This window comes from Arcobacter sp. LA11 (assembly GCF_001895145.1).
Taxonomy (GTDB): Bacteria; Campylobacterota; Campylobacteria; order Campylobacterales; family Arcobacteraceae; genus Halarcobacter.
The window spans coordinates 144,406-170,556 of sequence record NZ_BDIR01000003.1 but is presented as its reverse complement, the minus strand read 5'-3'; the positions used below and the strand labels follow the sequence as shown (position 1 = coordinate 170,556).

Sequence of the window (26,151 nt, the reverse complement as noted above, 5' to 3'; positions counted from 1 at the left end):
TAATCCAAGAAATATCAAAATATAAAAATGATCATATAAATTTTAAAAAAACTTACTTTAAAGATTTAGATTCTTTTAAAACTTGTAATGTAAAAGATTGTAAATCTTGTGATTTAGGAATTTGGATTAGTCAAGTTGAAAACCAAAATAAAGTATATACTAACTCAATAGAATGGAACACTTTAAAACAAACACATGAGAATGTTCATAAAAAAGTTGAAAACTATATTAATTTAAATGCGAAAAGAGCAGATAACAAAGTCTTGAAGCAAAGTGCTAAAGAGATTGAAGATGCAACAAGTGAAGTATTTAATTCTTTAAATGATATTGCAGTGATAAATACTCAAATTTTGAGAGAAAAAAATAGATAACAGTATAAATAAAGACTTAAAAGTTTTTATTTAAAATTTAGTTATTCTATTTTTTTGGATAAGACATCTCTTTAGGTTTAATGTATTTATCAAAGTCTTCACTAGATAATAAACCAAGATTAATAGCTTCATCTTTTAATGTTGTACCGTTTTTATGAGCAGTTTTTGCAATTTTAGCTGCATTTTCATATCCAATGTATGGATTAAGTGCAGTTACAAGCATAAGAGAATCATTTAAATATTTATCAATATTTTCTATATTGGGTTCAATTCCTAGTGCGCATTTATCATTAAATGCAATTATAGTATCAGATAGCAATCTTATTGATTGAATAATATTAAAGGCAATTACAGGTTTAAATACATTTAATTCAAAATTACCTTGTGAAGCTGCAATTGATACAGTAGTATGATTACCCATAACTTGAACGGCTACCATTGTCATAGCTTCACTTTGAGTTGGGTTTACTTTACCTGGCATAATTGAAGAACCGGGTTCATTTGCTGGTATATTAATTTCTCCTATCCCACATCTTGGTCCAGATGCTAGCCATCTAATATCATTGGCAATTTTCATTAAGTTTGAGGCTAAAGCATTTAATACTCCACTAAGTACAACTTCTCCATCATGTGCTGTTAGTGCATGAAACTTATTTGGATGAGATTTAAATTTATATTTTGTATTTGTTAATTGATTCAATGTTTCAGCAACCATTTGTGAGAAATTAGCTTCTGAATTTAATCCAGTACCTACTGCTGTACCTCCAATTGCAAGCTCAACTATGTATTTTATTGCATCATCTATTTGACATAGAGCTTTGTTTAACATATCAACATATCCTGATAATTCTTGTCCTAATGTAAGTGGTATAGCATCTTGTAAATGTGTTCTACCAATTTTAACTATATCATCAAAATCTTTTGATTTTTGTTCTAAAGTAGTTTTCAAAGTTTTAATTGATGGGATTAATTTTTTTTGAATATCAAGAACAAATGCAATTCTCATAGCACTTGGATAAGTGTCATTTGAACTTTGAGCTTTATTTACATCATCATTTGGATGGATAAGTTTTTCTTTTCTAAAGTCGCTTCCTAGAATCTCTGTAGCTCTATTTGCAATAACTTCATTTATATTCATATTTGATTGTGTTCCAGAACCTGTTTGCCAAACAACAAGAGGAAAATTTTCTTTATGTTTTTTTTCAATTATTTCATCACAAGCTTGAGAAATGGCATCACATTTTGTATCATCTAATATTTCAAGCTTATTATTTACAATTGTACAAGCTTTTTTCAGATATGCAAAAGCTTCTATAATCTCAGCTGGCATTTGTTCAGTACCAATAGGAAAGTTTTCGATACTTCTTTGTGTTTGTGCTCCCCAATACTTGTCGTTTGGAACTTTTACTTCACCCATTGTATCTTTTTCAATTCTGTAATTCATAAATATCCTTTTGAAAAACAAAATAGTATATCAAGTCATAGGTTAGTTTTAATTATAATTGTTAGATATAAGATAGAAAATTAAGGAAATAACAAAGGAAAAATCCTTTGTTATTTTTAAATTAGATAGTTCTCCATTTAGCAGGTCCAGTTGTATGAATAGAAGTACCTTCTGTATCAACTGCAACTGTAACAGGCATGTCTTTTACTTCAAATTCGTAAATAGCTTCCATACCCATATCTTCAAATGCAACAATTTTTGAATCTGTAATAGATTGAGAAATTAAGTATGCAGCTCCACCTGTAGCAATTAAGTACATTGATTTGTATTCTTTAATTAAATCAATAGTTGGTTGCTTTCTTTCAGCTTTACCAATCATACCCATAATACCAATTTCCATCATGTCTTTAGTAAATTTATCCATTCTTGTAGATGTAGTAGGCCCTGCTGGTCCAACTTTTTCATCTCTTACTGGATCAACTGGTCCAACGTAATAAATAAATCTATCTTTTAAATCAACACCATTTGGAAGTGGCTTACCAGCATTTTTGTACTCAACTATTCTTTTATGAGCAGCATCTCTTGCTGTTAAAATTTTTCCAGATAATAATAATGTATCACCTGATTTGTATTGAGATAAGTTTTCTTTTGTTAAATCTTCAATATTTACTTTTTTAACTGTATCCATTGGAATTTCTAAATCTGGCCAGATATCTAAATCAGGCTTATTAAATTTAGCTGCACCATCACCTTTTAATTCAAAGTGAATGTGTCTAGTAGCAGCACAGTTAGGAATCATTGCAACTGGTAAAGAAGCAGCATGACAAGGGTAGTCTAAGATTTTAACATCTAGAAGTGTAGTTAAACCACCAAGACCTTGAGCACCTGTTCCAATTTTGTTAATATCTTCGTATAATCTTAATCTTAACTCTTCAAGGGCATTTTGAGGACCTCTTTCTTTTAGTTCATGAATATCAACATGAGACATTAAAGACTCTTTTGCTAAAAGCATTGATTTTTCTGGGTTTCCACCAATACCAATACCTAAGATACCAGGAGGACACCATCCTGCACCCATTTGTCTTACATTTTCCATAACCCAGTCATAAATTGAATCAGATGGATTAAGTACTGCAAACTTAGATTTGTTTTCAGAACCTCCACCTTTAGCTGCAACAGTAATATCTATTGTATCACCATTATCAACACTCATATGAATAACTGCTGGAGTATTGTTTTTAGTATTTTTTCTTTCACCTGCTGGGTCTGAAACAACTGAAAATCTTAATGTATTATCTGGATCAGTATAACCTTTAGCTACACCATCATTTAAAATGTCTTCTAATTCTCTTGAAATATCTAAATCTGCTTTTAAACCAACTTTTACAAAAATATTGATTGAACCTGTATCTTGACAAAGAGGTCTGTGTCCCATAGCACACATTTTAGAGTTAATTAAAATTTGTCCAATAGCATTTTTTGCTGCTTCTGATTGTTCTTTTTCGTACGCTTCAACCATTCCCTCAACGAAATCTTCTGGATGATAGTATGAAATATATTGACATGCTCCTGCAACGCTATCTATAATATCTTGTTCTGTAATTTTTCCCATTTAATATACCTTTTTACGAAATTGGGTTAATTATAGCAAAAAGCAGTTTATTTAATAAAATGAAATTAGCAAAAATTACATAGCAATTTTGATTTAAAATAATATGTTACCTAGCGATACGTGAAATTTATCTTGGCAAAATTATTTCAATAATTGTTTTTGCTCCTGTATAGACTTTATCGTTATATGAATATGTTGTATTTTCCATACGCATAGAGCCTTCAAAATGTTTTACAATTATTTCTTGAGACATATACAGTCCAATACCAGTACCTTGTGATTGATGTTTTGTAGTAAAGTAGGGCTCAAAGATATGTTCAATTATTTCAGGCTTAATTCCTCCTGCATTGTCTTTTATTTCAAGAACAACTCTATCTTTCTTTTCAAAGCTTTCAATAAAAATATATCTTTCTTGTTCTTCTACATTTAAAAGTTCATCTCTTGAATTATTAAGAATATTTATTAATACTTGTACTAATTCACTTTGGATACCATAAGTAGAATGATTTTGAATCTTATTTATAACTTGGATATTGTTATTAACAAATTGAACGTTTACTAGGTTTATAGCTTCATTAAAAGCTGAATCAATACTAAATTCAACTTTCTCTTTATTTGTTGCAAAGAAATTTCTAAAGTCATCAATAGTCTTTGAAAGATATTGTGTAGAATCATTTATATAATCTAAGTTTGAATTAAATTCTTCATCACTTAAATCATTTATTTCTTTTTTTAATTTCATACCTGTTGCTGCAGTTGAGATAAGAGATAAAGGTTGTCTCCATTGATGTGCAATATTTCCAATCATCGTACCAATAGCAGCCATTTTTGACTGATGAGCTAAAATATTGTGTTGTTTTGTTATCTCTTCTAAATTGATTTTTATTTCATCTTGATATTTCCTAAATCTATTTTCTAATATTTTTGATATATAAATAGACATAACTAATAATAAAACAGTAAGTATAATAGTCATTATTAGTAAATCTTGCATATTATTTTTAAATCTTTTATTTAACAATAATTCTTGGTTTTTGACAATATTTTCTAAATCATCTTTATAAAAACCTTTTCCTATAAGCCATTGCCAGTTATTTATACCTTTAACATAACTTGTTTTTTCTACAGGTAAATCATTTCCTGGCTTTTTATTTTGTATATAGCTAATATATCCTTCACCATTTTTTGCAGTATTAATTGCATCAACAACAGTTTTATGAGTTTGAGTATCTTTTGCCTTTAATGCATTTAAACCTATGATTTCTTTTCTAATATGATTTAAGTAGTTCCCTTCATAATCTAAAACAAAAATGTAACCATTTTGCTCATAACTTGTATTGTGAATATGATTTAATACATCTTTTTTAATATCTCCTTCAAAGTCTTCAAAATATTCACCTGTACCAATGAACCAATCAAATGGCTTAAAGTGTTTATTAAAACCAAGTTTTTTATACTGGTTTTTCATATCATTTGGTTTATGATACCACCAAGTCATAAATCCTTCGTCTTTTTCTTTTACCATTTTTATGATGTCTCTAGTTAAAAAATTACCTTTACCTTCTTTAAAATTATAAAAATCACTTCCTTCTAACTGCTTTGCTACAGGTAATAATATACATTCATAATCAAAAGAATAAATAAAGAAATATCCTCTACCATTGTTAAATCTAATATTTCTTAATGCATCTTTTATCATTTTTTTTACAATATTTTTATCTAAGTGTTTATTTTCTTCATAAATATTTGTAGCAATGGTATGTGCTTCATAAACTCTTTCTTTAAGACTCTTTTTTAATTTTTTTTCAGTTTGTTTCTGTTGTTTGATTATATATTTATATGTAATATTTACTTGGGATTTTATCTCTTTTTTATTCTCTTCAATATACTGTTTTTGGATTAAAGTCTTTTCTTCATTAAAAGTTGCTTGGTTATTAAAATATAAGATTAGAGAAATAATAAAAGATAATGTAAGTATAAAAACTGGAGGCGTATATTTAATAATAAATAATATTATATTTTCATTTTTGTTGAACATTCGTTACCTTTATAAAATTATTATATCAAAATAATTTTATAAGAAGATATAATATTTAAGCTCTTAAAACCCTACATAGCATCCTTTTTCAGAGACTTTTGTAAGAATTGTTGTAAATCAAATAAAAAATTGTTAGAAATATTATTTATTCCATATACTAAACCTTTCGCATTGTTCGTATCTGAGAGTTTATTATAAGTAAAACTTTTAAAATATACTTTTTGAGTATGATTATTAATTAGATAAACTCTTATAGAAAAATCAGCATAAGATTTATTTTTAGTAAATGTTTGTTTAAATTCTACTAGTTCACTCATTATCTTATAATCAGTAGGAACTTTTATATTAGAAACAGTTATATATTTATATTTATTTTGTTTTGTTAGATACTTGGCAACTATTTGTTGTATTATTTTTGATGGTTTATCACTCCATTTACTTAAGGCATATTCTTCTTGTTCAATGCTATTTCGTGAATATAGTATTGCTTTAGTATTCATACTACTTAAAGCTTTTGGTTCATAGATACGAATAGTTTTATCATAAAACTTGTTATTTGTATTTATCTGTTTATCTTCTAAAGTTAAAGAATACGTTTTTTGAGCTGGAAGTTCTTTTGTTAAACTGATACATCCATTAAATAAAAATATTGCTGTTAGTGCAATAAAAAATGATTTATATATTTGCTTATTCATGATCTTCTAATTCTCCTGGCCCATAGTTTACTTTTCTTGTTTTGAATATCATATCTCCACCATTTTGACTAAACTCTTCAACAGTAGAGTCTATTTTTTGTAAGGTAATTTCAAGTTCGTCTAAAACTTTATCTATATCCTGAGAAGAATTTGCTGTTTCTTTTAAATCTTTTATTAAGAGTTTTACATCATTGTTTACAATTACTTGAATATCTTTTGCTAATAAATTTAAATTTTTAGATAATTTATCTACATTTGTCACTGTTTTTGATATATCATTTTTAATAACATTATCCATACTTGTTGTCATCTTATTTACATTATCTAAAGTTTTAATAAGTGAAGTATCTATAAGTTTATTAACTTTTAAAACCATTTCATCAAAATCTCTTGTTGAATTATTTGTATTTGTTAATATTGCATCAATATTGTTAAGGTTTTTTTCATTTAATAAGTTTTCAAAACGTTTTAATACAGTTTCAATTTGTTCACTAATATTTCCTGCACTTGAAGTGATTTTATCTATAAATGATTTTTTTAAAGGAATTACTGCATATGAATCTTTTTTTACTTCTAAAAGTTTAGAATCAGATGTCCCTCCATCTATTTCGATAATTTTATTTCCCGTTACACCTTGTGATTGAATTATTGCAAAGCTATCCGTTTTTATTACTTCTGGTTTAGTGATTTTTAGTATTATTTCTATCTCTTCTAAATTCTTTGGATTAATTTGAATTTTTTCAACTATTCCAATATCCAAACCTTTGTATTCAATTATAGAGTTTTTATTTAGTCCTCCAATTGATGTTTTACTATAAAGTCTATATTCTTTAGCATTTATTTCTTCAATATCATATCTTGCTAGCCATAATATAAATAAAACCATAGCTATAGTAAAAACTAAAACAAAGAGACCAACAACTGTATATCTAGCCTTATTTTCCAAAATCTTCCTTTTGCAGTTTTAAAAACCTATTTATTGTAGCATTATTTGCTTTTAATGCATCCTCGTAAGTCCCCGTCAAAACTAATTTTGCATCAGATAAAATAGAGAACCTATCTAAAACGTTTTTAATAGTATTTAACTCATGTGTTATCATTACAACTGTAAGTCCTAACATGTCTCTTAGTTCTAATATAAGAGTATCAAAAGCTTTAGCACTTGCAGGATCTAAACCTGATGTAGGCTCATCTAAGAATACAATATCTGGATCAAGTGCTAGACTTCTTGCAAGTGCTACTCTTTTTTTCATTCCACCACTTAATTCTTCAGGATATAATTTTCCAACTCTAGCATCAAGTCCAACCATCTTGAGCTTTGTATGAGCTATATCATCAATTAAGTCTTTAGGAAGGTTTGTATTCTCTTTTAGCATTATTCCAATATTTTCAATTACGTTAAGAGAAGAGAATAGGGCACCAAATTGAAATAAAACACCCCAATTTCTCTTTATAAACTCTCTTTTTTTTATATTTAGATGTTTAATATTTTCTCCAAATATTTTTATTTCGCCTTTTTGAATCTCATCTAACATGATAATTTGTCTTAGTAAAACAGTTTTACCGCTACCACTTCCACCTAGTATTCCGTATATTTCACCTTTGTTTATTTTCAAAGATATATTGTCATGAACAATTTTATCATCAAATGAAGTAGATAAATTTTTAACTTCTACCATATTAAAATCCTAATTGAATAGATAAAAGTGAGATTATTGCATTTATAACAATAAGCCAAAAAATAGAATCAACAACTGCTTTTGTTGTATATCTTCCTATATCTGTTCCACTTCTTACTTGAAGACCTCTATAACATCCAATTACAGCAATTAAAATACCAAAAAGTGGAGCTTTGGCAATCCCTAATAATATATGTCTAATTTCAACATATTCATATATTCTGTCAATAAATTGTGTGTAAGAAACTCCTAAATGATATTTAGCAATTACCATTTCTCCTAAAAGTGAAGCCATATCTGCAAAAAACACAAGTAAAGGCATTACAATTATTAAAGCAATAATTCTAGGAATAATTAGAAAAATATCTATATCTAATCCCATAGTACGCATTGCACTTATCTCTTCTGTAATCTTCATTGTCCCTATTTGTGCAGTATATGAAGAAGCACTACGTCCTGCAACTATTACAGCAGCTAAGAAAGGAGCAATTTCTCTAAACATTGACATTGTAGACATTTCTATAACTATAATAGATGCCCCAAATTTATTTAACTGTTCTGCACCTTGATAAGCAGTAACAAAACCTACAAGGAATAGTGCAAGTGCAACAATAGGTAAAATAGGTATAGCCGCAATTTCTATTTGATTTATAATTGCTTTAAAACGAATCTTTGATGGATGTATAAATAGATACATAAAAAGAGTAAATAATCTTCCTGTAAAATAAAGGAAGTTCTTAAAATTATGTGAAGTATCAATAGCCTCTTTTCCAATTTTTTCAAGGAAGATTGGTTCTTCTATCTCTTTCATTTCTTTATGAACATAATTAGAGTTATATAAATCTAACATTTTTTTATGTTTACTTGAAATATTTTCAAGAATAACTTCTATTTCTTTATTTTTAAATAAGCAGATATACTTTATAACTAATATTATTCCTGATGAATCTATCTCTTTTAATTTTGAAAAATCAAAAACTACAGATTTTGTATTTATATTGCTATTAAAAAAAAGATCAAAATTTTTAATTTGATTTTCTAAGTTATGATATTCCCATGTTTCTGATATTTCAAATTTATTCATACTTCTTCTTAAAATGTATCTACAATTTCTTTTACAATTTTTGAAAGTCTTTCAACAGATTTGATTTCAACTCTTTCTCTATTTGAATGAGGATTAAATATGTTTGGACCAATAGAAGCTATTTTCATATTTGGGAATTTCTTTTTAAATATCGCACATTCAAGTCCAGCGTGAATAGCTTCAAGACTTGCATTTTTATCATACTTTTTATATATATCTAAAATATTATTTGTAAATTCGTTGATATCTGGTTTCCATGCAGAATATTTACCATTTGTAGTAACTTCAAATCCAAAATGATGAAGTAGGGCAATGGTCTCTTTTTTAATTAAACTTAAACCTTCGTTTGTCATCGACCTAGCACTTAACTCAATATCAATAGAATCTACTGTTGTATTGATTTTTGCAAGATTTATAGAGTTTAATACTACATTTAAATCTTTATCAAAAGCTCTGACTCCATTTGAAAATGTATAAATGAAATCTATAATATCACTATTCCAAATATTTAAATGTTCACTTTTAGTATCTATTTTAGTTATACATATATTTTCATGGGATATTTTTGATGGATAAGATTTACAGGCTATTATTGCTTCTACATTTACTGGAATTGAATTTATACGTTCTCCTCCATTTATATCTAAAAGTAAAGCATCATTTTCTTTTATTGTTTGTGCAATAAGTTTTATACCATTTGGTACATTTAAGTGAATATCCACTCCACTATGCCCTCCTGGAAGTTTAGATATTTCTACTTTGTAAAGTTCATAGTTTTCTTTGTTTTCTATAATAGTTTTTGAGTTATTTTTTCCAAAAATATCAATTCCACCAGCACATCCAATACAAATTTCACCTTCTTCTTCACTATCAATATTTAGCATATATTCTGATTGTAGTTTTAGTTCTAAATTGTTTGCACCAATAAGTCCAATCTCTTCATCACTTGTAAATAAATATTCTAAATCATAGTTTTGAGATATTAATGAAAGCATGTAAGAACAGCCAATACCATTATCTGCACCTAAAGTTGAATTGTTAGCTTTTAAATAATCACTTTCTTCTATAATTTCAGGTATACAATTATCAACTAAACATACTATATCATAGTGATTTTGTAAACATAAATTAGCTTTTGAATCTTTTTTCTTACATAAAATATTATTATAGTTGTCTATATGGCACTCAAATCCATATTTAGCAGAGAAGTCTTTCACATAGTTCATAAAAGGTTGATACGTTCCACTACATCTAGGAATAGAAGTTATTTCCTTAAAAATATCTAATACATTATCCACAAAATACCTTTTTATAATGATTATAACTAATTATGATTAATTATAATTAAAACTATCTATAATTTAGTTACACATTTTTAAGCTTGATATAAAGAGATTTTAATATCATAAATTAATATAAACACTAAGGGAAATAGATGATTATAGATTATAAAGATGTAAATGATTTAAATAGATATAAAATCATGTCAGATACTGTTGTACCAAGACCTATTGCATGGATAGTTACAGAAGATGATGGTGTTATAAATGCAGCACCTTTCTCATATTTTGTTCCTTTATCTTCAAATCCAGCAGTTGTAATTGTTTCAATTGGACAAAAAGAGAAAGATGTGCCTAAAGATAGCTTACATAATATCTTAAAACATAAGAAAGCAACTATTTGTTTTGTAAATAAAGATAATACAGAAGAAGTAAAACTTTGTGCAAATATGTTAAGTAAAGATGAGAGTGAAATTGATGCTTATGAAATTGATGTTCAAAGACCATTAGAGGACTTTCCTCCAATGATTAGTTCTACTCAAACAGCACTTTTCTGTGAGTTTTATCAAAAGGTTGATATTCCTGGAAAAACTACACCTATAATACTTGAAGTTAAAAAGCAGTTTATAGAAGATGGAAGATTAGATGAACGATCTCATGTTCATGTGGAAAATATAGGTAGAAGTGGTGCTTATTTTAAAGCAATGGTAGATATTTAAAATTAAGAGGCTTTATACCTCTTAATTTTTAGTTTTTTAAAAACTTTCCCACTCATCATTATCATCAGATTTTTGAGCTGTGATGACCTTTGCTTGGGTTTTTATTGGTTTTGGAGTACTTGATATTTTGCTATCTTGTTTGATGTCTTGTTTGATATTTTTTTTAATTGGTTTAGGATGAACTACTGTTTCTTTTGTTTTTTTCTCTAAAACTTTTTTTGTATTCTTACCTTCAAAATTATTTTTATCAACATTCTTCACAATTTCAATTGCGATATTATTTGTTTCTTGTGCAATTTCATTGGTTTTATCTGCAATAGATGCATTTTCTTGGGTAAATTGGTCAAGTTGACCAACTGCATCTGCAATTTGTGACATACCAATTGTTTGTTCCTTAGCAGCGTTTGTAACATCATCAATTAAAGTACTAGTATGAACAATTTTCTCTTCTAACTGATTAAAACCTTCAATCATTTTACTACTAATATTTTTACCACTATTTGCTTTTGCAGTAGCACTTTCAACTAAATCTTTAATCTCTTTTGCTGCTTCTGCTGAACGTGAAGCAAGGTTTCTTACTTCTTGTGCAACAACTGCGAAGCCTTTTCCTGCTTCTCCTGCTGTTGCTGCTTCTACTGCTGCATTTAAAGATAGAATATTAGTTTGGAAAGCAATTTGATCAATAACTGAAATAGCCTCATTTATATTTATTACCGTTTCATTAATCTCTTCCATCGAGTTTACTGTATCATTAGCTAAGTTTTTACCTTCTGTAGCAGAATCTTTTGTCTGATTAGAAATAATTAACATCTCTTGTGCTTTTTGGCTTGTTTGTTCTATGTTGCTTGTTATTTCATCAATTGATGCTGCAGTCTCTTCCAATGAAGCAGCTTGTGATGTTGCATTATTACTTAATGTTTTTACATTAGATGTTAATTCATTAGAACTTTGTTGTAAAGATAATCCATCTTCTTGATTGTCTTTTAGCATATTTGAAATCATAGTATTCATTCGTATAATTTCATTTCCTATTTTACCTGAAGAGTTACTGTTTAGTTTTGGTGTAAAATCTCTTTGTGAATATTTTGATAATACATCACTGATATTATTTAAGTTTTTTCCAACTAATGCTTCAAGGTTATTTAGCATATCATTTAATAGATTTTTTAGCTCATTTAGAGATTCTGATGTTGTTGACTTATTGATTCTTTTATCTAAATGACCTTCTCCTACTGTATTTACAATAGTTTTTACTTCATCAATTAGTTTATTATCTTCATCTATAGACTTACTAATTTTTGAGATATTTTCATTGATACTATGTGCCATAACTCCAAATTCATCTTTAGTATTTATTGTAATTTGATTAGTACTTTTTGATTCTTTATTTAAATATTTAAAAAAGTCTTCTAATCCTAATGAAATTGAAATAAGGTTTTTATTTAATCTTCTAACTGAAAAATAGATTACCAATGCAATAATTATAAGACCTAAAAGTGTTGCTATTATAGAAAAATTTCTAATAAAAATTGCATGAGACATATATTCATTTGTTGGTGCCGTGATTACAAAAGTCCAATTTTTACCTGTTCCTAAAATTTCAAATGATTTTGAGTAATAAAGTGATTCAAGACCATCTTTAAGAGATTCTTTGAAGAACATATAATCTTTGTTTTCTCTTGTATTTTCTAAAATCTTTACATAATCACTGTCTTTTTTTACCACAGACAATAACTCTTTTGCAAGTAATTTTTTATCTGGATGCCCTATAATCATTCCAAAACTATCAAGAATAAAAGGATATCCATTTTCATATATTTTAATAGATGATGCCATCTTCGTGAAAGTATCTAATGTAATATCAACACCAATAGATCCAATAAATTTTTCTTTATGGTACATAGGAACAGCTACAGTAGTCATAAGTACTTTTACACCATCAACTGGGTATAAGTATGGTTTTGTAACATAATCTTTCCCAGCTTTCATTGGCCCTGCTATCCATTCTAATTCTTCACTATATGGAGAACCTGATTGAACTACATAGTTGCCATTTGAACTTACTACATAAGGATTAAATTGACCAGTTTTATCATAACCATTCTTTCCCTTGCTATCAATATTTTCTTTAAAAAATAACTCTTTTGGTTTATTTTTAAACCAAACTCCTATAACACCTTTATTATCTTTTAATATAGATTTAAAATAGTTTATAACTTCTTTTTCATTTAATGGAGCATCATTATTTATAGCTTCCTCAAATTTTGAAGCCATTGCTCTTGATAATACAATTGATTGACTCATGTTATTTTGAATTTGTGCTGCGTATTTCCCAGCCATTTCACTCACGTAGCTTTCTGCATCAGTTTCTGCAGTATCATAAGAATATTTTGTTACGAAAAACATTGTAAGACCAAATATAAATATAGTTACACTTAGGACTTGAAACAATAGTTTATTTCCAAAACTTGATTCTTTTTTCATCATCTTCTCCTCTATAAGTTTCTCTCTATAAAATTATACAGTAAAAAATGAAATTATTAATGAATAGTTACTAAAAAGTTACTTGTTAGTAACTATTCAATTTTGAGGGATTAAATAAAGTTATATAAAAATTATATTATTCTACTATTTGGTGTAATTTAGAACATTTACTTAGAAAAGTATCCATTCCACACATATCATTGTACATATCATCAAATGAATGAAAGTGTGCATCGTATATATATACAAAAATTTCATCACCTTTTTCTAGGAAATGTTTTTTACCAAATTCTGCATAAGCAGTTGCCCCTGCCGCGATTACCAATCCTTTTGCATTTTCAGCATACTTTGTAAATTGTGTTAATTCTTCTAATGGTCCTAAATCTATTTGACTATTTAGTTTCTCTATCATCCAATCTTTTAATTGCTTAAAAAAGTAGCTATATGATTTTACAGCTGATGTTGTACCATAATCATGTACAATACCATCTCTTTTTATAAATGAAGCAATATGGTATCTATTTAAAATACCCTCTTCTGTGAACTGATCAATCTCTATAGCATCCCTTGAGATACCTTTTGTATTTTCTCCCCAGTTTTTCTTAGTACTTAGTTTATTTCCATCTTGTATTCTTATTGAGAAATCGTTAAATGCAGAAAAATATTTTGGTTTTAAATCTATTATTTTTCCATCTTCATATATGAAATCACAGATTAAAGCAACTTCTGCTTCAACTTGTAAATTATCTGCTTCTCTATCATAAGTTTTAATTGTCTCATCACAAATAGGAAATGTTCCTAAGAATGAGTCATGACCTGGTATATAAAAAGGAAACATTCCTTTTGGAGCATCTTTTTCTTTTGTTTCAATTACAGAGAATTCGTCCGCTTCACCTGCTTCACCTAAGTGGTTTGCAAAGTTACCTGCAACACCAAAACCTAAATAATCTCTTAGTTCTTCTAAATTTATATTATGTTTATTCATTTTTTATGCCTTTAATTTTTTAATTAATTGTTTGACAATGCTTTTTTGTTTTGTATGATTATTTATTTAAGTGAGAATTTTTTACTTGAAGTTTATAGGGTAGTTGAGTTTTGTCTAAAAAATCTACCTGGAGTATAAACTCTTCTCACTAAACTTGGCGACCGAGACTAGTTGCTTTTTCATTATTTGTCCTTCTTAAGTTTTTTTAGATAAGAAAGAATACCTTCTTATCTAAAATTTTAATTAAATTTTTTAACTTAATTTATAGTATTAAGAGAAAAATCTTGTATTAACATCATCTAATAATTTAGCTCCAGAAAAGTGTGCTCTTTGAACTAATTCCCAGAAATATCTATAAGTTGCTCTATCGTGTAACTCACCATCATACTGGATTGGTCCCCACTCAGCATCTTGTGCTAATAATAAAATATTTTGTGCTGCTTCTAACTCTGTAAAATCTGGTTTCATAGCATCAACAATTGCTTGTACTTGTGTTGGGTAAATTGACCACATTCTCATAAATCCAAATTCATTTCTTGCTCTTTCAGCATCTTTATAAGTTTGGTATGGGTTTTTAAGGTCTAATGTTACGTTATGACAAGGAATTACGTGATTTTGGATTGCTGCTTGACAAACTTTTGCTTTTGCTGCTCCAATTAATCTATGCTCAAATTGACCTGGGCTTCTCATATTAGATGCTGGAATTGCACCTTGGTAACCTGAAACAAAGTCCATTAATCCAAAGTCTAATACTTGTAACCATGGTAAAGTTGCAGTTTTTTCTACATCTTTTAATGCTCCATGTGTTTCAATTAAAATATGAATTGGAATCTCTCTCGTAATTCCAGATTTTTTAGCTACTTCTTGAATATACTCAATTTGCATTTTTGCATCTTCATAAGAAGTTGATTTTGGTAATGTAATATATGCTAATTTTTCACCAGCACCAGGAACTAAAATATCAACATCTTGTCTCCAATCTGGATGTGCCGCATCATGAATTCTTGTACCAGCCATAGAATATGGATTTGCATCAGAATTTACAACTCTTACTATCATTTGGGCATGTTCAACTTCTTTACCAGTTTCTGCACCATCTTCACAGTCACAAGTAATATCAAATACAGGTCCTAGTTTCTTTTGCATTTCGAAACCTTTTAAAATTAGTTTCTCGCTTCCTGCAAAGTGCTCACAAGTTGGAATAATCGGTAATGATTTTCCAGATTCAAATAGTGCTTCATTAGGGTGTGTCATAATATTTTCCTTTTATTAGTTTTAATTTATTTTTTATTTTGCTGTTTTTCTTTTTGGAATAACAACAGTGTAATCTAAATCAAGTACTACATTCTTTAAGTACTTACCATCTTCGCTTTTTGGATTATCAATCTCTAAAGATTTTTGATTTTTAACTGCAATAGTTCTTAATCTTAATAATCCAATATCATCTCTAGAATGATCAATAGTCTCTAAAACCTCAGTGTATGCATAGATTGTATCTCCTGCATATGTCGGATTTGCATGAGCTCCACTATTAATAGCATACATCCATTGAGCATTTTGTAATCCATTAAAAGAAATAGCTCTTGCCATAGAGATTACAATTCCACCATACATAAGTCTTTCACCCATTGGAGTTGATTTCATCATATGGTCATTGAAATGTACTTTTGCATTATTTTGGTATAACTTTGTCGCTAGTGTATGATCACTGTTATCAATTGTAATACCTTCTGGGTGATTTAATCTTTCACCTTTTTCATAATCTTCGAAGAAATACTTTCCACCAGTAGCATCTGTATCAACAGTTTTTATTTTTGGGATGTTAATTTCTTCTAAAATTGGAGTTGATTCTTCAAAAGTTGGAATTTCTTTAATTCCAGATAAAGTCTCTTTATCTTTTTTATGAACCATAACCCATCTTTTGAAATTTAATACTTCATCACCATTTTGGTTTACACCAATAGAGTGAACATATACAACTCCACTCTTACCATTTGAGTTCTCTTTAAGTCCAATAACTGTTGAAGTCATTGAAACTGTATCCCCAATAAAAACTGGGAAAGGGAATGCAATCTCTGCATAACCTAAATTAGCAATAGCATTTAAAGAAATATCTTGTACAGATTTTCCAAATGTTAGGTGAAACATTAAAGTATCATCAATAGGTCTGTTCTTATATCCCATCTCTTTGGCAACCACGTCAGAAGAGTGTAGGGCGAATCTAGAACCAGTGAAAGCGATGTATAAAGATACATCTCCTTCACTTATTGTTCTAGGAAGTGGATGAACAATTTTTTGACCGATTGAAAAATCTTCGAAAAAGTTTCCCATATTTATTTTAGACATCAATACTCCTTATTTATTAAATAGGTTTTGACCTAATGATTTATATGTTTCATATAGTGTAATCATTTTTTTAGCCCATTTAATTTTAATACCATCAACAAGTTTATCATTATGAAGGATTACTTCTTTTCCATCTTTTTTAGCTTCTTCATAAGAATCAATCATCTTTTCATAATCTTCTATTTCCGCTTGTTTTGGAGTAAAGATATCATTGATATATTCAATTTGAACTGGATGGATAAGACATTTACCATCAAATCCTAAATTAAATGCCACTTTACTTGAAGCTTCACACGCAAATTCATCTCTAACATCAAAGTGAGGTCCATCAATAACAGTTTTGCCATAAGCTTTTGCTGCTAATGTTATTTGCGATAAATATGTAATCATCGCTTGTGCACCTTTTTTAATATCAATTTCAAGTCTATTTGCAAGCTTGTTTGAACCTACTACAACAACTTCTAGTTTTGTTGAAGCTGAACAAATCTCTTGGATATTTAATACAGATAATGGTGTTTCAATCATTATCATAAGAGATAAATTCGGATTTACTTCTTCTATTAATTTAGCTGCTTCTAAAACATCTTCTTTTGTTTCAATTTTAGAGAATAGTAATGCATCAAATTCGATATCAGCTGCAAGTTCTAAATCTTTTTTAATATCTTCACTTCCAAGATTGTTGATTCTTAATACTCTTTCAGAAACACCAAACTGTGAGCCTTTTTCAGAATATACTTCTTTTAAAGTATCTCTTCCAACTTCTCTTTGTTCTTGTAGAATTGCTTCTAAATCAAAAATGATACTATCAGCTAAAGCAGTTTTTGCTTTTTCTACATTGTGTTTATTATATGAAGGTACTAACATCATAGATCTTCTAGCTTTATACTCAACAATCTCTTCACCAGTTTCAATTGAATGATACTGTTCATGTAATTGTTTAACTAATTGTTTTCTTAGAACTTTTCCATTTTTAGTTCTAGGATAATCAGCTAATCCAAAAATTGTTTTTGGAGCTTTGTACTTAGCTAAATTATCTTGTGAGAATTTAAGAATTTCTTCTTTTCTTTCTTCACTTAGTTCTTCATGTCCAATAACTGCAATTGCAACTATTGTTTTATCTTTCTCTAAATCTAATCCAAATGCAACACAATCAGCAACATCATTATGAGTTTTTACAACTCTTTCTATTTCATGTGGAGATACTCTAAATCCAAATGTATTAATGATGTCATCTTTTCTACCAATGAACCAAATATATCCATCTTTATCTCTTTTTGCATAATCACCAGTAAAGAAATAACCATCATGCTTAGCTTTAGCTGTTTCTTCATCTAACTGCCAGTATTCTAAAAATAATCCTGGATCATCCATACCAATACAAATCATACCTTCTTCTTCTAATCCTACTTCTTCTAAAGTATCAGGATCTAAAAGTTTTACAGTGTGACCAGGTTGAACAAATCCAGCAGAACCAGGTCTAATTGGATTATTTTTTGAGTGAGAAATATAGTATGAACATTCAGACATACCGATTGCTTCATAAATATCTTGATTAAACTTCTCTCTCCACAATCCTAACATTTCATCAGATAAATGTTCCCCAGCAGACATACAGTATCTTAGACTTGGACAATCTTCAATTGTGAAGTCTGTTTTCTGGATAATTTGTCTATAAATTGTTGGAACACCAATAAAGATTGTACAGTTATGTTTTTTGATTAAATCAATCCACGTTCCAGCATCATTAGAACCTTCATAAGCAATAACTGTATGACCATTAAACAATGGATCCATTAATGCTGAACCTAATACATAAGTCCAGTTAAATTTACCAGAATGCATGATTCTATCATTCTCTTTAAAATCAAACCAGTATTCAGTTGCAGGAGTTCTACCAACTAAAGATCTATGTGAGTGTAAAACACCCTTTGGATAACCAGTTGTTCCTGAAGTATATACTAAATATGCAGGTTCTCCAGCTTTTGAATTATAATGATTAGGTGTCGCATCTGTATTAGTTAAAATATCATTTAAACAATAAACATTAATATCTTTTGGCTTTTTTAAATTATCAATATTATCTGTTGCAGCAACAATAATTGTTTTTAAGTTATCAATGTTTTCTAAATATGGAACTAAGTTCTCATACATAGAAACTGATAATACAATTGCACTTGCTTGTGAATCTTCAGCTAAATACTTAACTTCAGATCCTGAAAGTAGGGTTGAAGTAGGTACTGCTGTTATTCCTGCTTTTATTGCACCAAAAAAAGATATAGGATAAGCTAGTGAGTTTTTAAGACATACTAGAACTCTATCTCTTGGTTTAATACCAATACTAGTAAGGAAGTTACACATTTGATCTGATTTACTAGCTAGATCTTTATATGTAATTTCATCAGTACCAAGTTTATCATCTTCAATAATCATAGCAGTGTTGTCTTCTTTACCTGTACCAACATGCGCTGATGTACAAGCAACACCGATATTTAAAAATTCAGGTACTTCAATTTTTACTTGTGAATTCATTATCTAAACTCCCTTTATTAGATTTGACCGTAAGGCCAGTTTTCTTTAAATGTATGTAACGGCATTCTATTTAATACTTTTAGTGCAAATTCATAATCATCTTTAGATAAACTATTAAGTGCATATCCTCTTAAAATATTTTGTAAAGACTTACCAAACATTGGTGGGTCTAACATTTCACCTTCATATCTAATTGCACCACTTAATAAAGCATCAGTTTTGATAGCTTCTTTAAGAATACTAATATCTCTTTGTAACTCTTTTGGAGATGGCGTAAATGCAACTTTACAAACATTAATATGATTTGGAGTAATAACTTGCTTACCTGTTAATCCCATTGCTGTTTCTCTTTGTGCATGAGCGTAAACATGTCTTGATGCATCATCACCATGTAAATCTAACCATCTTCTAATATCTTTTTTCTCAACACAAGAATCTGGAAGAGAATTTGGTGTTAATAAAACTTCAACTCCACCAATAACTCCTTTACCTTGGATTCTAGCTTCCATAGTAAGAATGTTAAAGAATGTTTCTAACTCATCAATCCATCCCTCAGGAGTAATTTTATACGCCATCGCTTTAGAAAAATCATGGATACCAAATACAACGTGTTGTACTGTTGAATGACTCATTAGTTGATCTGCAATTTTAAGTGATTTTGGGTGTTCAATAATTGGTTGAATTTGTAAATTACTTCCAATTGATACTAACCATGAAGACAAGTCTCTAATCTCCGCATCACCATAAACTTCACCAGCTTTTGCTAAAACAATTGCATCAACATGCATATGTATTTGTTTTAACATTTTTAAATCTTCTTCATATTCTTCAGTTCTGAATGGATTTATTCTAATCGCAATTTGAAAATCTCTTTCTGGAAACTTTGGTAATTCTTCAATTAAAAGTTTTCTAGACATGTCTTTCATTCTACAACCATCTTCAAGGTCAAATAAAACTGTATGAGCTTTTGTTTTGTAAGCATGTTTTTGTAATCTATACTTAGCTTGCTCCATAGTTTCATAAGTTCCATCAAGTGGATTAAACTTGATTGGTGGGTAGTAAATTTGGATTCCTGGCCATAAACCACCAAGTACTGGTTTTAAATCATCGTTTGCTGTCAATTTTGATAAATCTACGAAAGATGAATTCATGATAATACCTTTTTATTTTATTTATTAATTTATTTAAATTTATCAAGTTTTTTAACTCAATAAAAATAACTATTTATTTTCGACAAGGGAATTAATCCATACATCAAATAAGTTGAAATATAAATTTTAAAACTAATTTTATTTTTAAGATTTATTTTATAAAGCCTAGGCTTCCCTTATTTTTGGGCTTTATAGAAGTGAGTATATGTCAGTTTTACATTGTGAGAAAAAATGTCTGAATATTCTTAGAATCTAAAAGAATTTTTTTAAAAATTCTTTTTAAAATATATACCAATAACTACTTTTGTTACAAAAGTTAACATGATTTTTTTAAATTTCTTTATTAAAAAGATGCTAGAATACGAAAAATACATATTAAAAAGAGTCAAAACAAGTGCAAATGCAGAGTCAAAATAAATCTTTTACTAAAGGTCTTCAAGTTCTAAAAGAAGTTATGGGAACAAATAAACCTATTACTGCAAATATATTATGTCAAAAACTAGGAATAGATAAAAGTACAATGTCAAGATTAGTTACAACTTTAATGAGCGAAGATTTTATTGAATATAAAGATAATACAAAAGAAATAGTATTAAGTGATATTGTAAGAAAAATTGTAAATAAAGATGATAGAGATAAAATTATAGAAAAAACTAGTGCCTTACTTGATGAAGTTTTTTATTTAACAAATGAGTGTGCATATATAGGTATACTAGATAATAGTTCTACTTTATATTTAAATCAGATTGACAAATCAAAAAGAGTATTAAAAACAAGAAATTCTATTGGATTGCATTCTCCTTTGCATTCAAGTGGTTTTGGTAAAGTTTTAATTGCTTTTTCAAATGAAATAGATATAGATAACCTTGAATTAACTAAATTTACTTCAAATACAATAACTAGTGTTGGTAAACTTCAAAAAGAAATTGATTTAATAAAAGAAAGAGGATATGCAATAGGAAGTGAAGAACATGAGTTTGGATTAAAGTCTGTTGCAGTTCCTTATTTTAATAAGAAAAATCAATTTGTTGGTACGGTAGGAATATCTGGATTATCTGTAAGATTAGAAGATGAAGTCTTACATAAGTACGGACAAGAAATCTTTAAATTAGTTAATAGCCATAATTAATTTAAAAGAAAAGAAGTCTTAAAGACTTCCTTCCCCTTTTGCTAAATATTCATGTGCCATATATGAGCTTCTTGCATAAGGTGTAGAGTGTACAAATTCAAAACCTAAATCAAGAGCTATTTGTTTATATCTTTTAAATTGATCTGGATGAACAAATTCTTTTACTTTTTCATAATCACCAGATGGTGCTAAATATTGACCAATACTTAAAAATTTACATCCTACAGCGATTAAATCTTTGAATACTTCTACCATTTCTTCTTCAGTTTCACCAAGTCCTACCATTAAAGCAGATTTTGTTTTAATTTTATCTCCACCAAGTTCTTTTAATCTTTTTAATACTTCAATAGAACGTTCATATGATGCATTTTTTCTAATATTATAAAACCTTGGAACAGTTTCAACATTGTGTCCAATAATAACTGCCCCTGAATCAACAACAGTTTGTAGTGATTCTTCTTTTGCTTTAAAATCAGGAATTAGTATTTCAACTTGTGTTCCTGGCGATTTTTCCAAAATATCTTTTGTTACTCTATAAAATTGACTTGCTCCACCATCTTCTAAATCATCCCTAGCAGGACTTGTAATTACAACAAATTTTAATCCAAGGCTTAATACAGAAGTTGTAACTTTTTGAATTTCATCTAAATCTACTTCAGTTGGCTTACCTGTAAGTACATTACAGTAACTACATCTTCTTGTACAGATATTCCCTAAAATTAAAAAAGTTGCATTTTTATTTGAATAACACTCTGAAATATTTGGACATTTTGCTTCTTGACAGATTGTGTGTAATCCACCAACATCTTTTAATAATCCTTCCATTTCTTTTTGAGCTGTTGGAGTAAGTTTCTTTCTTAACCACTCTGGTTTTTTAAAATCTATTTTTTTACTTGCTGGCATAGTCATATTTATCCTTTAATAATAACACTTTTTTTTCTTCTTCCTCTTTTGTAAGATTTGAATACTCAATTTCTACATTGAATGAGTCTTCAAATGAAGCAATTAATAATTTTATTGCTTCTTCAAAAGTTGTATTTATATTTACATCTTCTAATGAATTTCCAAATTTTTCATCATCTTTTGTTTTAAAAATTGGTATAGAACCGTGTTGAAAAATTGCCTTTTTTGTTCTTCTTTGTGCATTTCCACCAATTTTTTTACCATTTACTAATATATCATAGGCTTCAAATCCTACTTGACAATACTCACTTTTTGATAATTGAATATTTTCATTATCTTTCGCATAACAAACATTTAGACCTAGTTTTCCATAAAATTTAAGTATAAATGAACATATAGTTTCATAAGATTTTTTTATATTATAATCTTTTAAAAATTCTGTTGGAATAACTAAAGAATATGACAAGTCATGACCATGAAAAAGAATACCACCACCTGTTATCCTTTTTGCTCCAATTTCATCTGGTTTTTCAATAAAAGCATAATTAGAAAAGTTCTGAGATACACCAATTGTAAGTGAATCTTTGTTCCAAGTATATAATCTTAAAATTGCTAAATCTTCATTTTTATATGATGATAATAGGGCATCATCTATAGCCATATTTTCTTTAGCACTTTTTTGTTCTGTAATTATAACTCTAAACTTGCTTTTTTTGTCTATCAATAGTATAATTCCTTAATAACATTATTTAAAAAAATTATAATGTGTGAGATTTCAAGTAAAAAAAATAATATTTGAAAGCCCTCTTTTTTTCATTATAATTTCATTTATATGTGATAAAACTTAAGAAAAAAAATTAATAATTTGAAAAAAAAATAATTTAAGTAAAATAAAGTATCATATGCTCACAATTCGACTTTGTGGTACGAATAGCTACATAAATTTTACATAATGAACATATGTTCAGTCATTTTGTGAAAAATAATTAGTGAAAATAATCAAAATCTTTAGAAGGAAGTATAAATGTCAGAAATAAACTTAAACGATATTAATCCAGAAGAAACTCTTGAATGGATTGATGCTCTAGACGCTGTTTTAGAGGAAGAAGGGCCCCAACGAGCTCATTTTCTATTAGAAAAGCTAATTGATAATGCAAGAAGAAATGGAGCACACATCCCACACAGTGCTAACACTGCATATCTTAACACAATCCCAGTTGACCAAGAACCAAAGATGCCAGCTAATCATGATTTAGAAAGAAAAATAAGATCAATTATTAGATGGAATGCACAAACTATGGTTTTAAGAGCATCTAAGAAAGATTTAGAGCTTGGTGGGCATATTGCATCATTCCAATCATCTGCTACTCTATATGATGTAGCATTTAACCACTTTTTCAAAGCGCCAAATGATAAAGATGGTGGAGACTTAGTATTTTATCAAGGACATATTGCTCCAGGTATATACGCAAGATCGTTTGTAGAAGGAAGACTTTCTGAAGATCAAATGGATAACTTTAGACAAGAAGCATTTGCTGATGGTCTATCATCTTATCCTCATCCAAAACTTATGCCAAATTATTGGCAATTTCCAACAGTATCAATGGGTCTTGGACCAATTCAAGCTATTTATCAAGCTAGATTCTTAAAATACTTAACTGACAGAGGTATTAAAGACTGTAGTGGACAAAAAGTATATTGTTATATGGGTGATGGTGAATGTGATGAACCAGAATCTTTAGGTGCAATTGGGCTTGCAGGTAGAGAAGGGTTAGACAATTTAGTATTTGTTATTAACTGTAACTTACAAAGACTTGATGGTCCAGTAAGAGGAAATGGTAAAATCATTCAAGAACTTGAAGGTAACTTTAGAGGAAATGGATGGAAAGTTGTTAAAGTTGTATGGGGTAGACATTGGGATGCTTTACTTAAGAAAGATAAATCTGGTAAATTACAACAATTAATGGAAGAGACTGTTGATGGTGAGTACCAAAACTTCAAACAAAAAGGTGGAGCTTACACAAGAGAACATTTCTTTAACAAATACCCTGAAACTGCAAAACTTGTAGAAAATATGAGTGATGATGAAATCTGGAGATTAAACAGAGGTGGACATGATCCTGTTAAAGTTTATGCTGCATATAAAAAAGCACAAGATACAAAAGGTAAACCAACTGTAATTTTAGCTAAAACTGTTAAAGGTTACGGAATGGGTGAAGCAGCAGAGGGTAAAAATATTGCTCACGGTGTTAAAAAAGTTGATACTACTGTATTAAGACAATTTAGAGATAGATTTGATATTCCAGTTTCTGACGAAGATGTTGATAACTTAAAATACTACAGACCAGCTGATGATTCAGAAGAAATGCAATATATGAAAGCTAGACGTGCAGAACTAGGTGGTTCTGTTCCACAAAGAAGACAAAAATTCTCAACTCCTTTAGAAATTCCTGCATTAGAAAAATTTGATGGTGTATTAAAAGGTTCTGGAGATAGAGAAATTTCTACAACAATGGCATTTGTTAGAGTTTTAAATATTTTAGTAAAAGATAAAAAAATTGGTAAAAATATTGTTCCAATTGTTCCTGATGAAGCAAGAACATTTGGTATGGAAGGTATGTTTAGACAATTAGGTATTTATTCTTCTGAAGGTCAAAAATATATTCCACAAGATAAAGATCAAGTAGCATACTATAAAGAAGATAAAAAAGGTCAAGTACTTCAAGAAGGTATTAATGAACTTGGAGCAATGGGTTCTTGGGTTGCAGCAGCTACTTCATACTCTGTAAATGATTGTCCAATGATTCCATTCTATATTTTCTATTCAATGTTTGGATTCCAAAGAACAGGTGATATCTGTTGGGCAGCAGGTGACCAAATGGCTAGAGGTTTCTTAGTTGGTGGTACATCTGGTAGAACAACGCTTAATGGTGAAGGATTACAACATGAAGATGGACATTCTCATGTTATTGCAAATACAATTCCTAATTGTGTTACTTATGATCCTACATATGGTTATGAAGTTGCAGTTATTGTTCAAGATGGTATTAATAGAATGTATGGTGAAAAACAAGAAGATGTATTCTATTATTTAACTACATTAAATGAAAACTACAAACAACCTGCTATGCCAGAAGGTGCAGTTGATGGAATTTTAAAAGGTATCTATAAATTAAAAGATGTGGAAGCTAAAAATGACTATAAAGTTAAATTATTAGGTTCTGGTTCAATTTTAGAGCAAGTTAGAGTTGCTTCAGAAGTTCTAGCTTCTGAATATGGAATTGCTTCTGAAGTTTATTCTGTTACTTCATATAATGAATTAACAAGAGAAGCTCAAGATGTAGAGAGATATAACTTATTAAATGTAGAAGCAGAAGATAAAGTACCTTATATTGATCAAGTACTTGGTCAAGATGAAGAAAATATTATTGTTTCTACAACTGACTATATTAAGTCTTACTCTGAACAATTATCTCCATTTGTATCTGGTTCATTTAAAGCATTAGGAACTGATGGTTTTGGTAGATCTGATTCAAGAGCAAACTTAAGATCTTTCTTTGAAGTTGATTCTGATTTTGTTGTATTTACAACATTAGCTCAATTAGCTAAAGCTGGAAAAGTTGAAAATTCAGTTGTATTAGAAGCAATGAAGAAATACAATATTGATGCAAATAAAATCAATCCATTAAAAGCATAAGGAGT

At 28.7% G+C, this 26,151-nt stretch carries 19 protein-coding genes; 3 read left to right on the top strand and 16 right to left on the bottom strand.

Annotation, left to right across the window (positions count from 1 at the left end; genetic code table 11):
- Window positions 1–417: 417 nt before the first annotated feature.
- The 8 genes from fumC to BT997_RS04555 form a co-directional block, all read right to left on the bottom strand.
- Window positions 418–1,815 carry a class II fumarate hydratase gene (gene fumC / locus BT997_RS04590; protein ID WP_072680268.1) on the bottom strand — a complete coding sequence of 466 codons (1,398 nt, stop codon included), beginning with the start codon at window positions 1,813–1,815 and terminating at the stop codon, window positions 418–420.
- Between the two features lie 121 nt (window positions 1,816–1,936).
- The gene (locus tag BT997_RS04585) at window positions 1,937–3,427 is read right to left on the bottom strand and encodes a fumarate hydratase (RefSeq protein WP_072680267.1); all 1,491 of its coding nucleotides are present in this window, start codon (window positions 3,425–3,427) and stop codon (window positions 1,937–1,939) included.
- Window positions 3,428–3,554: 127 nt separating this feature from the next.
- A complete protein-coding gene (locus BT997_RS04580) occupies window positions 3,555–5,465 on the bottom strand; it encodes a cache domain-containing protein (RefSeq protein ID WP_072680266.1) in 1,911 nt (636 codons plus the stop codon).
- 71 nt (window positions 5,466–5,536) lie between these two features.
- Window positions 5,537–6,160 carry an ABC-type transport auxiliary lipoprotein family protein gene (locus BT997_RS04575; protein ID WP_072680265.1) on the bottom strand — a complete coding sequence of 208 codons (624 nt, stop codon included), beginning with the start codon at window positions 6,158–6,160 and terminating at the stop codon, window positions 5,537–5,539.
- Window positions 6,153–7,106, bottom strand: coding sequence for an MlaD family protein (locus BT997_RS04570; RefSeq protein WP_072680264.1), 954 nt, complete (start codon window positions 7,104–7,106; stop codon window positions 6,153–6,155). Before BT997_RS04570 ends, BT997_RS04575 begins: the two co-directional genes overlap by 8 nt.
- Window positions 7,096–7,839: an ABC transporter ATP-binding protein gene (locus tag BT997_RS04565; RefSeq protein WP_072680263.1), complete on the bottom strand. Its 744-nt coding sequence runs from the start codon at window positions 7,837–7,839 to the stop codon at window positions 7,096–7,098. Before BT997_RS04565 ends, BT997_RS04570 begins: the two co-directional genes overlap by 11 nt.
- A gap of 1 nt (window position 7,840) precedes the next feature.
- On the bottom strand, window positions 7,841–8,923 hold the full coding sequence (locus BT997_RS04560; RefSeq protein ID WP_072680262.1) for an MlaE family lipid ABC transporter permease subunit: 1,083 nt from the start codon (window positions 8,921–8,923) through the stop codon (window positions 7,841–7,843).
- Between the two features lie 8 nt (window positions 8,924–8,931).
- Entirely contained in the window at window positions 8,932–10,221 is a 1,290-nt protein-coding gene (locus BT997_RS04555; protein ID WP_072680261.1) for a M20/M25/M40 family metallo-hydrolase, read from the bottom strand.
- Between the two features lie 137 nt (window positions 10,222–10,358).
- On the opposite strand from BT997_RS04555, the gene BT997_RS04550 reads away from it, so the two are divergent.
- Window positions 10,359–10,922, top strand: a complete 564-nt coding sequence (locus tag BT997_RS04550; protein ID WP_072680260.1) for a flavin reductase family protein — start codon at window positions 10,359–10,361, stop codon at window positions 10,920–10,922.
- 36 nt (window positions 10,923–10,958) lie between these two features.
- Here the strand turns inward: BT997_RS04550 and BT997_RS04545 are convergent, their stop codons facing one another.
- From BT997_RS04545 to BT997_RS04520, 6 genes are all read right to left on the bottom strand, one after another.
- Window positions 10,959–13,406 carry a methyl-accepting chemotaxis protein gene (locus BT997_RS04545; protein WP_072680259.1) on the bottom strand — a complete coding sequence of 816 codons (2,448 nt, stop codon included), beginning with the start codon at window positions 13,404–13,406 and terminating at the stop codon, window positions 10,959–10,961.
- Window positions 13,407–13,542: 136 nt separating this feature from the next.
- Window positions 13,543–14,391: a DUF5718 family protein gene (locus BT997_RS04540; protein WP_258239423.1), complete on the bottom strand. Its 849-nt coding sequence runs from the start codon at window positions 14,389–14,391 to the stop codon at window positions 13,543–13,545.
- A gap of 270 nt (window positions 14,392–14,661) precedes the next feature.
- Window positions 14,662–15,645, bottom strand: a complete 984-nt coding sequence (locus BT997_RS04535) for a CoA ester lyase (RefSeq protein ID WP_072680258.1) — start codon at window positions 15,643–15,645, stop codon at window positions 14,662–14,664.
- A 33-nt stretch (window positions 15,646–15,678) separates the two neighbouring features.
- The gene (locus tag BT997_RS04530; RefSeq protein ID WP_072680257.1) at window positions 15,679–16,737 is read right to left on the bottom strand and encodes a MaoC family dehydratase; all 1,059 of its coding nucleotides are present in this window, start codon (window positions 16,735–16,737) and stop codon (window positions 15,679–15,681) included.
- A 9-nt stretch (window positions 16,738–16,746) separates the two neighbouring features.
- A complete protein-coding gene (locus tag BT997_RS04525) occupies window positions 16,747–19,266 on the bottom strand; it encodes an aldolase/citrate lyase family protein (RefSeq protein WP_072680256.1) in 2,520 nt (839 codons plus the stop codon).
- Window positions 19,267–19,283: 17 nt separating this feature from the next.
- Window positions 19,284–20,417 carry a CoA ester lyase gene (locus tag BT997_RS04520; RefSeq protein WP_072680255.1) on the bottom strand — a complete coding sequence of 378 codons (1,134 nt, stop codon included), beginning with the start codon at window positions 20,415–20,417 and terminating at the stop codon, window positions 19,284–19,286.
- Between the two features lie 400 nt (window positions 20,418–20,817).
- Here BT997_RS04520 and BT997_RS04515 point away from each other — a divergent pair, with 400 nt between their 5' ends.
- Complete coding sequence (locus BT997_RS04515; protein ID WP_072680334.1) at window positions 20,818–21,546, top strand: IclR family transcriptional regulator; 729 nt, start codon at window positions 20,818–20,820, stop codon at window positions 21,544–21,546.
- An 18-nt stretch (window positions 21,547–21,564) separates the two neighbouring features.
- Here the strand turns inward: BT997_RS04515 and lipA are convergent, their stop codons facing one another.
- Window positions 21,565–22,455 (bottom strand): lipoyl synthase, encoded by an 891-nt coding sequence (gene lipA / locus BT997_RS04510; protein ID WP_258239422.1) that lies wholly within the window; start codon window positions 22,453–22,455, stop codon window positions 21,565–21,567.
- Complete coding sequence (locus BT997_RS04505) at window positions 22,436–23,173, bottom strand: biotin/lipoate A/B protein ligase family protein (protein WP_258239421.1); 738 nt, start codon at window positions 23,171–23,173, stop codon at window positions 22,436–22,438. The genes lipA and BT997_RS04505 overlap by 20 nt, the downstream gene beginning before the upstream one ends.
- Before the next feature lie 300 nt (window positions 23,174–23,473).
- Between BT997_RS04505 and aceE the strand changes: the two genes are divergently transcribed.
- On the top strand, window positions 23,474–26,146 hold the full coding sequence (gene aceE, locus BT997_RS04500; RefSeq protein WP_072680254.1) for a pyruvate dehydrogenase (acetyl-transferring), homodimeric type: 2,673 nt from the start codon (window positions 23,474–23,476) through the stop codon (window positions 26,144–26,146).
- Window positions 26,147–26,151 lie beyond the last annotated feature (5 nt).